Here is a 13,033-nt window from a genome sequence, read left to right as displayed (position 1 = left end):
GGCTTAATTTTATTTTCTAAATGATTCATCATCTTGGCTGGTTGGCCTGTATAAGCATTCCAGTAACGCTCAGCATTCGTGATACGTTCTTGGCTACTACCATCTAGAGCATAGCGCTGCGCCTCAAACAGCTCATAAATTGCAAGCAAGCGTCCAAATAGGTAAGAACGATCTGTTTCTTGATGGTCTAACATTGGTGTGAACTCCCTTCCATATTGTTTTTGTAAAACTGCTAAACTAACTTGTTGTACTTGATACCAGTGCTTAGAATACTTCTGTCTTTGTTTAATGTTATCTTCTAATTTTTTAACAATAGTATTTGGTATTGATCTTCCATCAATCAAAGCTGTTACTAATTGCTGATATTGATCGCTCTTAAAACTGTCATTGTCCAATTCCAAATAACGTTCTCTGTCAATACCGTAGGCAGCGTTGATTATGTCATTAAAAGTAGGTGTTCTTAATTTATAATTTCCAGATTTAGTTTTTGCTTCCCAAGAGTAATTTTCCTGCCAAGTTTCCAGATTTTTCAATAACTGGGAAACTTGAACCTGACGGAAATATTTTAAAGCGATACGACCATTGCTTGTTTTATTTAGTATTGCAACATAGTAGGTTGCATCATTGCCAAACAATTTTCGCCCCTTAATAAACGAAGATCCTATATTCTTGTTTTCTTCATTCGGTTTGATAAAAACATGACTATCTTTTTCGTCTTCATCATCTTCAAATAATTCATTAAAAACCGGCTTAACAATATCCAATTGACTCTCATTTGCTAAATCATCACTGAACCAATTGATGAGATATTGTGACGATCCTAGCCAAGTACTACTGTTTTTATTTTCTAGCAAATACTTAATCATTAAATGAATTTTTTCTGAAGTTTCATAGCCAACACTAAAAACATCTTCCCGCTCTTTAAAGCGCCCTTTATAAGCCTCTCCTTTATTACTAACTGAAATGATTTTCGCAGTTCCCATCAATCCCCGATGTTTATTGGTAATTTGCTCCGTTCGTCCGCTAATATTACATGTTCCCAGATTATCCTGATTAGCTGTTACAAACGAAATATATGATTGATGTAATTCCTTGAAGCTGGTCACTGATTCATCTTTAAAGCCGTGAAATTGTACAATTGAAAACTCTAAGAAATAAGCTGATAAATCAACAGTCTTGTTTTTTCCATCAGAGTCAGAATAAGTGATTTTCAATCCCTCCCTTTGGTAATGCTCACCATATAAAGAGTGAAGAATACTACTTAGAAAATCTGTTTGGAGAATAAAATGCCGAATTTTCATCAAAAAATCCTTGACTCTACCTTCCTCACAGTAAGCAATCCAACTAGCTAATTGTTTATGAAAATCATCATATTGTAATTGACTGACCTCTGATATATAGTAAGAAAACTTGTCTACAAGAGGATGTGGAACAGGATTGCTACCAGATCTTGCTACAGAATTTGCAGTCACAGGAAATATAATCGTTTGATTATCAGCCATGACCTCTGCCTTGTAAAAACCCCCATCCTGATCCAACTTAACTGAAATAATATTTTTACTATTTGACTTCAAACTAGTATGATAAAGCGGAAGCAAAACAGGATTATGCCCATCTTGCTGGTCAACTAAGCCAATTTCTTCTGCTTTTTCATAAGCTTTTAAGAGAGAAGTAAAAAAATCCATTATTCTTCTCCTTTCTCCATAGCATCGTATTCCTTAAGTTCATCATCAACGGACTTAACCTGGCCAGGTGTCTTAAATGTATAACTAGACAAAGTATTTACAATTTCACAATCAGACCGAGGTTTAAACTTAATCAACCCATTCTCCATCACTGTTTTTGTGAAATAAGATTTTAATGGTGTCGTTTCGTCTTTTGGATAAGCAAAAGAATGGAACATAATACCTAAATCGATAGTAACGCCATCATAGTAAGAAGGGGTGTTCTCATACTCTTCCTGACTAATTTCATCGACTAAACCAAAACATTCCGTCGTACCAAGGAAAATATGTCGCCGACCGCCTTTTCGAATAGAACGTTCCATAATGGCTTCATGCTTTTTAGGTAGCCTATCTTGCATCAAATCTTCACGATTTTCATTCCAAATGAAATGGAATTTCACTAGATATTCTACATCACTCAAATATGAAACGTAACTTAAATCCGCACTGTAATCATGTAACAAAGCACGAACACCATGTAGCTCTGTCTGAATTTGATTCATAATCTTAACTTCAGTCACAACATTTGTGAAAGTCGGCTTGTAGTACACAGCATCAATTATGCCTTGGAGAGCTTGCCGAGTAGGAACAGAGTATGATGATCTCTCTCCACCACCTTTAGTTGCAGGGTTTGTAAAGAGAGCCTGTTCACTACGTATTTTCGCATAGAAATTTCTTGATCTGTACAAGGTTAAAACCTCCTTCTGTGATTCTATAAACCTATCTTAGCACTTGAAACTTCAAAAGTCAATTATTTTCTTTCTATATTTAGTGATTATAAGATAGCTGTTGATTATATGAATCAATTTTGATATAATCTAGCCATCATAGTGCTATCTATGTGGATTGAAATTATATTTAGTGCTTATTTATACTGAATTACAGGTCAACGAAGTCCTCTACTGACTCTCGTTGGCCTGTTTTCTTTTAACTTTTACATCAGGAAACTTCCTGACTCTAGGCTGATACCCTTTTTCTTATCATAATAACTATCTGACAGTACCTGAATTTGCCCATTCAGGTACGATTTTGTAGCTTCAAGTATTTGATCGTGCTTACGAACATTTACCGTATAGGGCTGCAATTCCTTTAAAAGAGCTTTTATTGTTTGATAGTCTTCAACAGATGGATAATTGTATTCACACAATTCTTCTAAAAGCATCAATTTTTCAGCAGCATCTCCATACGGAACTAACACGCCTATCGTGTCATTGTTTATTAAATTCATTTTCAAACCAGCAGTTTTAAAGGCTTGTTTTAACTTTCCTTTAAAATTATTTCTGTCTTGATATGAATTTATACTTAAATAATCGTAAACTGATTCACCATGGGACAAAGGATAATCCATTGAACCTTGATTATTAGCATAATAATATTCAAAAAAATCCCGATTTAAAAGTGTCATTTCAATAGGCGATGAAATCTTATGTAGAATACACTCTGTAGCGTCTTTCTTAGCCTTTATTTCTTTAAGTGGTAAGATATTTTCTTCTTGATTTGTGAGATTAACTAAGGTAACTTGGCCTTTATCACGTTTACCTTCACGATTACATCGTCCACTAGCTTGCACAATAGAATCAACTCCTGCATAAGATCGGATAACTCGATTAAAATCAATGTCAACTCCAGCTTCAATTAGTTGTGTACTAACACAAATAATAGGTATTCCCTTTTTTAGATACTGTTTAATTTCCGATATAATGTCTAATCTGTGCTGAGCACACATATTAGTCGAAAGTTGATAAATAGGTCTATCAGTCAATCCTTCAAGCATCACATAGAATTTATCAACTGTCTTTTTGGTGTTAAAAATCGCAAGAATAGACTCGTCATTTCCCAGTACAAAATCTACTAAATCTGAAAGATTCGAATGTTGATTGTTTTCATCGAATTTTCTAAGTTCTGTTCTTGAAAAGACTTCTTTTTCGTCATGAGTTAACTCAACAATATCAGCAGCTTCACCATATTTTCCTCCATAAGAAAGTTTATGTTTAATTGCAGTAGAATCATAAGCCGGCTGTGTAGCCGTACATAAGATAATAGTCGTGTCCATAACTTTATTTAAGAAATTCATGGTTAAATTAAATAAAGTTGTCACCTCAATAGGCAAAGATTGCACTTCATCTAAAATCAAAACACTATTCGCTAAACTGGAAAAACGACGGATATTTGCTGATTTAGTTTTAAACAAAGTTTGAAAAAATTGAACCATTGACGTAAGAACAGTCTGACTATCCCAACTTTCAATTAAATAGTCAGACATTACAGCTTCTTTTTCATCATTGTCGGCAGTCTGTTTAACAACATTAGAATGGTGCTCTAGAACACCTACCTCTCCAATTACTTTTCTAATTTCAGAAGCATTCTGCTCCAGGACAGATAAAAATGGTGTGATATAGAAAAATCTTGATTTATTTTGATCAACTAACTGATAAAAGGCATATCTCATACTAAGATTCGTTTTCCCAGCACCAGTTGGCAGATCCAAACGATATATTCCCGTTGAATCTTTTTCACCCCTACTCTTAACTCGCTCACCAATTTGTGAACGAATCTCATTAAGCCTTGTAGTTGGATGACTAAAGCTACGATATTTTCTCTCGATAGCTTCAAGATAAGAAGCATTTAGTTTTTGTTTTTCTTCGTCTTTTAAAGGTTCAATGAGCAAGCCATAAGCATTGACAGTATCTAGTATATCTGCATTCTTTAAAAAAGATAAGTACATCCGAATAAAACAACCACTATAATATTCTTTCTCACTTTCATCAGACCAACTAAGTTTAGACCAAGCTTGCTGGTAATTTGCAAAAGCTTTCTCAATTAAATCGTTTAAATCTTTGTAACCGAAAGTACTTAGTTCGTCTTCTAATTCCTGAGCAAAGACTAGAATATCTTCTTGATAAGAATCATTCTTCATGCATTCTATCATTCTACGCCTTAATTTATTGAATGCAAATTGCTCAGCTTGAACTCCTTCATCTTCTAGAAGAATGTCATACATACCGTGGTGAGCTGAAATAACATAGGCACTGATTTCTTGAAAAAGCACCCTGTCTGCTAAAGGAATACTTGATTGTTTTAAACAAGTTTGTATTTTCTGAAAGAGATAGCTAGCTCCAGCAGATGAATGATCAACATGTTTGTTAGGATGCTTTTCTAACTTATCTTGAAAAGCTATACTCGCCTTGCCTAAATCATGAAACAATCCTAATAAAAACAAAATGTCTCCTTGCTCAATAACTTGTGCACTTTCCCTTGCTTGAACAGCAACGTTAAAAGAATGTTTTTCTAGAGATTGTTTATTCCCTCTGTTATCTTTATGTGCTAATATCATAATTTACCTTATCTACCCCAAAGAAGAGATTATTATATTAAATCTATTTTATAACTAAATCCAAAAAAACTCAACTAAAAATGCAACGCTTTTTTAATTATTTACTAGGGAGTATTAGGCAGTAGAAGAGTAGGAATAGTTATTTCTATCTTAAGATTTAAAACACTACACTAAATAATCCCTATCGTGAGACTTTCGATAGGGATTATTCTTTATTTAATATTCTAAATACTCCGTCCAAAACTGACGTTAACGACTCAGTCAGGCTCAAGAGAAAATGACAACCCATCTCTTTTCCTCCTGAGAGCATTGAAAAAAGCCTTAGCCAGGCTTTTAGAATGTCCCCTGCCGGAATCGAACCAGCAACTACTCCTTAGGAGGGAGTTGTTATATCCATTGAACTAAGGGGACTTAGAGAAAAACTCTGCCCAACGACAGAGTCTTTCTAAGATTAACGGCGAATTTCTTTGATACGCGCTGCCTTACCTTGCAATGCACGAAGGTAGTACAATTTAGCACGACGGACTTTACCGTAACGAACGACTTCAATCTTGTCAACACGTGGAGTGTGGATTGGGAAAGTACGTTCAACACCGATACCGTTAGAGATTTTACGAACGGTGTAAGTTTCTGAGATACCAGCACCTTTACGAGCGATAACCACACCTTCAAAGATCTGGATACGTTCGCGAGTTCCTTCGACAACTTTCGCGTGAACGCGGACAGTGTCACCAGGACGGAATGCAGGGATGTCAGTACGAAGTTGACCTTCAGTCAAGCTTTGGATTAATGGATTCATTTTTTCTACTCCTATCTTACTAATCTTAAGGTTCAAGACCGCAGCGGATTAGCCGTTTTTTGTGCTTCCATTAGGCACAAACTATATTATATCAAAATTTCTAAAAATGTAAAGATGTTTAAATGAAAATTCCCAAAAGAATCGCTAAAAATCCGAGGATATAAGTCAAAGCCAAATAGAGAAGAAATTTCTTTCGCTCCGAAAAGAGATCCGCCAGCTCAGCATTCAAGGTGGAAAAGGTCGTCAGACCACCACAGAAGCCTGTTGCCAAAATCACATAAAGCTGCTTGTCTTCTATATGATTATAAAAATAACCAATGAGAAAAGCACCTAGCAAGTTTGCCAATAAAGTCCCAATCGGCAGAGATGCTCTGCTATTAACCTTGGAGAAAACATAACGAACGAGAGCACCAGCGCCGCAACAGATTAACATCGCCCAGATCATGACTTCACCTGCTTTCCAACCCATAGGGCGATTGCAAGGCCGCCACCTACACTTAAAACTAGATAAATAAAAAGCTCCATATAGCGCCCTGAATCAGCTAGTTTGATACTGTCTAGCAGAAGACCAGAAAAAGTCGTCAAACCTCCGCAAAAACCGGTCGAAAGCGCTAGAATTAGGCGCTGAGACTTAACTTTACTGCTAAGATAGTCCTTGATAATATAGACCAGCAAAAAAGTTCCCAAATAATTGACCAGTAAGGTACCCAGCGGAAATGAATCAGCAACAACTAATAAAAGAGCTATCTGATAACGTAGCCAACCGCCTGCCATCGCAGATAAAGCCACAGCTATCGAGTTCCGTACTTCTTTCATTAGATATTTTTATTCTGAAATTCACGCGAACGTTTTAAAATGTCAGAAAAGGTCGCAACAACAGTTTCCTTGTAGTCCTTATTTTCAACCTTATCCGCCACTCTGGCAAAAATCACATCTTCTCTCTTGCTATCCAAGACTGCTGTGCCCGTTAATTTTTTTAAAGCCACGACTTGGCCAACCAGATTCATGCGTTGCTCCAACAGGGCAATGATTGCATCATCAACTTGATCAATTTCCTGTCTGATTTCTTCTAACGTCATCTACTTCCTCCTTGTATTCTATCTATCATATCAAAATATAGTAAAATTTTCTAGTTAATTCTAAATAAAAAGCTCCAAGTCCCGTGATTAAAAGGGAACTCGCAAAGGCGAGTTTTTATCCGTAACCTAAAACAGTACCCCGGACCTTAGATTAAGGGGGACTTGCAAAGGCAAGTCCCTATCTACAGATTAAAAAGGATCCCCGAACCTTTTTAACCAACTGAACCTTCCATACTCATATTGATGAGTTGGTTGAGTTCGACGGCGTATTCCATTGGAAGCTCTTTGGTAATGGGTTCCATAAATCCATTGATAATCATGGCTGTAGCTTCTTCTTCGCTGATTCCTCGGCTCATCAGATAGTAGAGCTGGTCCTCAGATACTTTGGAAACCTTGGCTTCATGCTCTAACGCGACATTGGAATTATGGATTTCATTAAAAGGAATAGTATCAGAACTAGACTCACCATCCATCAGAATGGTATCGCACTCGATATGAGATTTGGATCCTGCACTATTCTTACCAAAGCGAACCTGACCACGATAGTCTGTCTTACCGCCATCCTTGGCCACTGATTTAGAAATCAAGGTACTAGATGTCTTGGGCGCATTATGAAAGACCTTACAGCCCGCGTCTAAGTGCTGACCATAGTTGGCAAAGGACATAGAGAGGACAGAAGTTCTTGCATTGCGGCCATTAAGAATGCTACAAGGATATTTCATATTGACCTTGCTGCCTAAATTCCCATCAATCCACTCTAAGGTGCCGCCCTCTTCAACAACCCCGCGCTCCGTTACGAGGTTATAGACATTGTCTGACCAGTTTTGAATGGTTGTATAGCGGAAAAAGGCATCCTTTTTGACAATGATTTCGACATTTGCCGCATGAAGACTATTACTTGTGTAAGTCGGTGCTGTGCAGCCCTCAATATACTGGATAGAGCCACCCTCCTCGATAATCATCAAGGAGCGTTCAAACTGGCCGGCATTCTCCCCATTAATACGAAAATAGGTCTGAACAGGAACTTGGCACTGGACGTTCTTAGGCACATAGATAAAGGTTCCGCCGGACCAAACTGCACTATTAAGAGCAGAGAATTTATGCTCAGCATTTGAAATCACAGTACCAAAATACTGCTTGACCAAGTCCGGATATTCCTGAACAGCCGTATCCGTGTCAGTGAAGATAATCCCCAGCTTGGCAAACTCTTCCTTCATATTGTGGTAAACCACCTCAGACTCATACTGGGCCACCGCTCCAGATAGAAAGCGCTTCTCGGCTTCTGGAATTCCCAAGCGGTCAAAGGTTTTCTTAATCTCTTCTGGGACTTCATCCCAACTGCGAGCCCGATCTCCGCTTAGCTTTTGATAATAGATAACATCATCGAAGCGAATCCCTGACAAATCAGGGCCAAAGTCGGGCATAGGCAGCTTATGAAAGAGTTCCAAGGAGCGCAGACGATAGTCTAGCATCCACTGGGGCTCATTCTTGATTTCTGAGATTTCTCGAACTACTTCTTCGGTCAAACCTTTACCAGTCGAAAAGAGCGGCTTGACATCATCATGAAAGCCAAAAGCGTAGTCACGTTCTTTCATAGGAACTCCTCCTTTATCTGATGGATAGCGCTTACCTATATTATACTCCTAATCATGAGAATTGTCAGAAAATAACACTTTCGCACAAAAAAACGGCTGCAGCCGTTTCCTCTATCTATCACTTTAAACTTTATTAACCAAGCCTTCTGCAAAAGCTTCCAAGCGTGCAATATCATCATCTTCCGCAGATAGGTCTACTTTAACACTTTCTGCCCCCTTCGCTGCTCCTGTAGCAGCAAAGGCAGCATCAAAGTCATCGACAGCCTTGCAGAATTCGTCATAGAAGGTATCGCCTGAACCGACCACTCCGTAGACCTTGTCAGACAAATCCAAACCAGACAAGTCTTCGTAGAAGTCCATCATCTCATCAGGCAGCTCACCATCACCATAGGTATAGGTCGCTACAATCGCAATATCTGCTTCCAAGAAATCTTCTGCATCGACAGTGGTGCACTCGTCCACTTCAACTTCTACATCCAGTTCTCTTAGCTTATCCGCCACAATATCAGCAATTTCCTCGGTGTTTCCAGTCATGCTGGCAAATACAATTTTTGCTAAGGTCATAGTTTCCTCCAAATTCTAATCTGCTCTCATTATATCATATCTTTTTTATTTTAAAAATAAAAACTCTTATGCTACAATGGGTAAAGAAAGTTGACGAGGTTATTTATGACTCTTTATCATGATATTTTAAGTAAGATCAAAGAATACGATACTATTATCATTCATCGCCATATGCGGCCAGATCCTGATGCTCTTGGCAGTCAGGTCGGACTGCAAAAGCTGCTTCAGTACCATTTCCCAGAAAAAACAATCAAAGCAACAGGCTACGACGAACCCAATCTCATGTGGCTAGCACAAATGGACCAAGTCGCAGACGAAGAATACCAAGAGGCCCTAGTTATCGTCTGTGACACTGCTAATACAGCCCGCATTGATGACCAACGCTACACAACAGGCGACTTCCTCATCAAAATCGATCATCATCCTGATGATGAAGTTTACGGAGATATTTCTCTAGTTGATACAAGCTCTAGCAGTGCCAGTGAGATGATTGCTCTCTTTGCCTTTGAAAATGACTTAGACTTGAGCAAGGAAGCTGCAAAACTCCTCTATGCCGGCATCATCGGCGACACTGGCCGCTTCCTTTATCCTTCTACTAGCGCCCGCACATTCGAACTAGCTGGCAAATTGCGTCAATACGATTTCGACCTATCAGCCTTGTCTCGCAAAATGGACTCTATCAGCCGCCAAGTCGCTAAACTGCAGGGCTATGTCTATGAGCAATTGGAAATAGATGAAAATGGAACTGCGCGGGTCATTCTGCCTCAGGAAGTTTTACAAGCCTATCAATTGACCGATGCTGATACTGCGGCCATTGTCGGGGCACCTGGACGAATTGAAGAAGTCGGTCTGTGGGCTATCTTTGTTGAGCAACCTGAAGGTCACTACCGTGTCCGCATGCGCAGCAAGGTTATTCCTATCAACGGTATTGCTAAAAATCATCACGGCGGCGGACACCCCTTAGCCAGCGGAGCCAATGCATTTTCAAAGGCAGAAATAGAGCAAATCTACACCGAGATGAAAGAATTGGCAAAAAAGCAAGAAATTAGTCTAAAAGTCTTGTCAAATCAATCAGAATTTGATAAACTATCAAAGTAACTAATCTATGGCTCGCAAAGAGACCATGGCAGAAAGGAAATTTTTGTAAAATGAGAAAAGATATTCATCCAGAATACCGCCCAGTTGTCTTCATGGACACTTCTACCGGCTACCAGTTCCTTAGTGGTTCAACTAAGCGTTCAAACGAAACAGTTGAATTCGAGGGGGAAACTTACCCATTGATCCGTGTAGAAATTTCATCAGACTCACACCCATTCTACACTGGACGTCAAAAGTTCACTCAAGCAGATGGACGTGTGGATCGTTTCAACAAAAAATACGGTCTCAAATAATCATAAGCACCAATCGGTGCTTTTTTTGTACTCAAAAGTTTCTTTTTGCCTTTTTAAACTTTAAAATCTGTCCACAACCGCCACTTTTGCTTCCTAATTAATTCAACAAAAAAACTCCAAAAGTCAGACAATTAAAATCTAACTTTTGGAGTGTGGTTTATATGCAACCAAAGATTAAGAGCACAAATATTTAAGAATACAATTCCTTATTATTTATAGCTGTAAGCCCAGTAGTAAACACCATTTCCGTCTACAACTGTCGCTACTGCCCCTTCAGTTACGTTAGGATCGAGAAGCAATTCTCTCAGACCGCTGTTAGCCCATTTCTTAACGACAACAGATGGATCTTCATCACGACGTCCAACAAAGCCTGAGCTATCATATTGACGTGAGATTTCATTTACTTTTGGAAGTGCTTGATTTTGATAAATGTCTTCTGACCAAGTCAACTCTTTCAAGCCTTGAGCTTTACGCTCTTCATTGATTTTAGCGAAAGCTTCTTTAGCTTTTGAAACATAGTCATAGTTTGTATCGTTTGTTGCTTCAACACGGTAAACAAACTTAACATAACCAAATTCTACATCACTGTATTTCTTATCCTCAACACCACTCTTAAGGTTTGCAATCAAGACATAATCCTTAGCATATGGGTTTTCTTTGGTTTTTTCAAAGATTTCTGGATCTTCGATTTCCCATTCAACTTTGGCATCCCATCCTGCGTTATCAAGGAACTTAGGATTCATCTTTTCGATAACGTAGTTCTTGAACTCTTCAACGTTCTTGAATGGCAGCGGTTGACCTGCTTTAGCAGTTGTCACTAGGTTAGTTGAGTACAATTTCACGCTAGAGTCTTTATCACTGTACATGTATTCATCATCAGCAGTGTTTTCGTGAAGTTTTGGATCAAGAGCTGGATCGTTTGGATCAGTCATACCTTGAAGTTTCCATTTGTCACCAAACCATTTCCAATATGGAGAGTAGCCATTCGCTTCTGAGTCAGATGGTATACGGTAATAATGGGTAGAACCATCAAAGTAATAGTTAGGATCTGACTCGAGAGCCTTGTCACCTGGTTTTCCAGTTGGGTAGATGATTTTTGGAGCTCGTCCATTCGGTGCCCATGTCAAATGTTCAAGACCTTCTGCTGGTTTTTCAACATACGGCGGAATTTGATCTTCACTTGGTTTATCAGTTGTTACCAAACCAGGAGTCTCTGGCACAGCAGGTCTTGTTGGAGTTTCTGGTTTTGGTTCTGCTGGTTGCTCTGGTTTCGGAGCAAATGGATTGAGGTCACCTTCTGCACCGTTAATTGGAGGATTTTCCGGCAAATCAACACTTGGTACCTCTGGTTTTGGTTCTGCTGGTGTAGTAGGCTCATCTGGTTTATCAGTAGGAGCTGGAGTTGGTTGCTCTGGTTCCGCTGGTGTCGGAGTTGGAACTTCTGGTTTTGGTTCTTCCGGCTGGCTTGGAGTTGTTGGATTAGTTGAGTTATCAGCAGAATCCTTAACAAACACCCACTTGCCATTTTTATAGTAGTAATAGTCGCCATTATCCAACACATAGTAATGATAACCATTTTCATAACGATAATGTGGATCGTTTTCCAAGTTGTTATTGGATGTGCTGTTATTGTTAGTATTTGTCAATGGTTTCCACTCACCATCACGATAGATGCGGTAAGAACCATCTGTCATACGGTAGTAGTGGTTACCATTCCAGTAAATGTAGTTTTCATCGTTTGCAAGATTGTTGTAGTTATTCCAACCATTATAGCCGTAGTTATTGCTATAGTTGTAATTCCAGTTGTTATAGCCTGGATAATAGTTATTGTAACCATAGTTGTAATTATAGCCATTGTAGCCATAGTTATATCCGTAGTTATAGTTGTTATAGCCATAATTATAGTTGTTGTAACCATAGTTATAATTGTTGTAACGGTTATTATAGCCGTAATTATAATTGTTATAGCCGCCATTCCAGTAATTATAACCTGGTTGATAGTAGTTATAACCATAATCTTGAGCCTGAGCATTATTCGCAAGAGCAAATGCTGGAATAATAGCCGCAGCTGCTACAACAGATCTTGATAAGAGTCTGAAACGATTGTTCATATTAATTAAACCTCCAAAGTGACCAACATCACTTCATATTTTTGTGGGGGGAATTTATCTTTTGTGCACAACTTCATAAAAAAGAATTTTACGAAAATACAGCCGGCTGACAGTTGACTGCTCCATCATTATCAAACGCAAAAAACGAATCACTAGTTAGTGAATCCACCTTGTTAAAGGTTGCACATAAATGTTTTTATTGCATTTGATTTAGAAAGAAAGAAGTCAATATGCTTGAAAATACTTTTTTATGCATATCTCACCCTCAAGACGAATTATAGCACAAGAAATTTTTGAATGCAAGCATTTTAGTTAACAAGCTGTAAATTGTTTTTATAGGTAATTTTTTATAGTTCGTATTTTTGTTTTGTTTTCTATTTTTTATCTATAAAAATCATTAAAATCTTCTCATTTGCGAACTAAAACAATATAGAAA

Annotated in this window: 12 protein-coding genes and 1 tRNA gene; 2 read left to right on the top strand and 11 right to left on the bottom strand. The window is 38.2% G+C overall.

The window, feature by feature from the left end; all coding sequences use genetic code 11:
* The 10 genes from cas8c to QZ169_RS10540 all read right to left on the bottom strand — a co-directional run.
* On the bottom strand, nt 1-1,685 hold a 1,685-nt coding region (cas8c, locus tag QZ169_RS10585), incomplete at its 3' end, for a type I-C CRISPR-associated protein Cas8c/Csd1 (protein WP_295506924.1).
* Nucleotides 1,685-2,413, bottom strand: a complete 729-nt coding sequence (cas5c, locus tag QZ169_RS10580) for a type I-C CRISPR-associated protein Cas5c (RefSeq protein ID WP_295506922.1) — start codon at nt 2,411-2,413, stop codon at nt 1,685-1,687. The genes cas8c and cas5c, both read right to left, overlap by 1 nt.
* Nucleotides 2,414-2,658: 245 nt before the next feature.
* Nucleotides 2,659-5,058 (bottom strand): CRISPR-associated helicase Cas3', encoded by a 2,400-nt coding sequence (gene cas3 / locus QZ169_RS10575; RefSeq protein WP_295506920.1) that lies wholly within the window; start codon nt 5,056-5,058, stop codon nt 2,659-2,661.
* A gap of 339 nt (nt 5,059-5,397) precedes the next feature.
* Nucleotides 5,398-5,469, bottom strand: a tRNA-Arg gene (locus QZ169_RS10570).
* Nucleotides 5,470-5,509: 40 nt separating this feature from the next.
* Entirely contained in the window at nt 5,510-5,857 is a 348-nt protein-coding gene (rplS, locus tag QZ169_RS10565) for a 50S ribosomal protein L19 (RefSeq protein WP_009660455.1), read from the bottom strand.
* 118 nt (nt 5,858-5,975) lie between these two features.
* The gene (gene crcB, locus QZ169_RS10560; RefSeq protein ID WP_295506917.1) at nt 5,976-6,302 is read right to left on the bottom strand and encodes a fluoride efflux transporter CrcB; all 327 of its coding nucleotides are present in this window, start codon (nt 6,300-6,302) and stop codon (nt 5,976-5,978) included.
* Nucleotides 6,299-6,673: a fluoride efflux transporter CrcB gene (crcB, locus tag QZ169_RS10555; protein WP_295506914.1), complete on the bottom strand. Its 375-nt coding sequence runs from the start codon at nt 6,671-6,673 to the stop codon at nt 6,299-6,301. The genes crcB (QZ169_RS10560) and crcB (QZ169_RS10555) overlap by 4 nt, the downstream gene beginning before the upstream one ends.
* Nucleotides 6,673-6,936, bottom strand: coding sequence for a chorismate mutase (locus QZ169_RS10550; RefSeq protein ID WP_295506912.1), 264 nt, complete (start codon nt 6,934-6,936; stop codon nt 6,673-6,675). The genes crcB (QZ169_RS10555) and QZ169_RS10550 overlap by 1 nt, the downstream gene beginning before the upstream one ends.
* 212 nt (nt 6,937-7,148) lie before the next feature.
* Complete coding sequence (gene sufB / locus QZ169_RS10545; RefSeq protein WP_002906444.1) at nt 7,149-8,531, bottom strand: Fe-S cluster assembly protein SufB; 1,383 nt, start codon at nt 8,529-8,531, stop codon at nt 7,149-7,151.
* A 123-nt stretch (nt 8,532-8,654) separates the two neighbouring features.
* Complete coding sequence (locus QZ169_RS10540; RefSeq protein ID WP_295506910.1) at nt 8,655-9,095, bottom strand: flavodoxin; 441 nt, start codon at nt 9,093-9,095, stop codon at nt 8,655-8,657.
* 105 nt (nt 9,096-9,200) lie between these two features.
* On the opposite strand from QZ169_RS10540, the gene QZ169_RS10535 reads away from it, so the two are divergent.
* Nucleotides 9,201-10,193, top strand: coding sequence for a bifunctional oligoribonuclease/PAP phosphatase NrnA (locus QZ169_RS10535; protein ID WP_295506908.1), 993 nt, complete (start codon nt 9,201-9,203; stop codon nt 10,191-10,193).
* A 50-nt stretch (nt 10,194-10,243) separates the two neighbouring features.
* Nucleotides 10,244-10,486: a type B 50S ribosomal protein L31 gene (locus tag QZ169_RS10530; RefSeq protein ID WP_002895374.1), complete on the top strand. Its 243-nt coding sequence runs from the start codon at nt 10,244-10,246 to the stop codon at nt 10,484-10,486.
* Between the two features lie 209 nt (nt 10,487-10,695).
* Here QZ169_RS10530 and QZ169_RS10525 read toward each other — a convergent pair whose 3' ends face one another.
* Nucleotides 10,696-12,597: a CAP domain-containing protein gene (locus QZ169_RS10525; protein ID WP_295506905.1), complete on the bottom strand. Its 1,902-nt coding sequence runs from the start codon at nt 12,595-12,597 to the stop codon at nt 10,696-10,698.
* Nucleotides 12,598-13,033: the final 436 nt, after the last annotated feature.

The sequence above is a fragment of the uncultured Streptococcus sp. genome (genome assembly GCF_905372115.1).
Classification (GTDB): domain Bacteria; phylum Bacillota; class Bacilli; order Lactobacillales; family Streptococcaceae; genus Streptococcus.
This window is presented reverse-complemented; position numbering and strand designations above follow the sequence as displayed.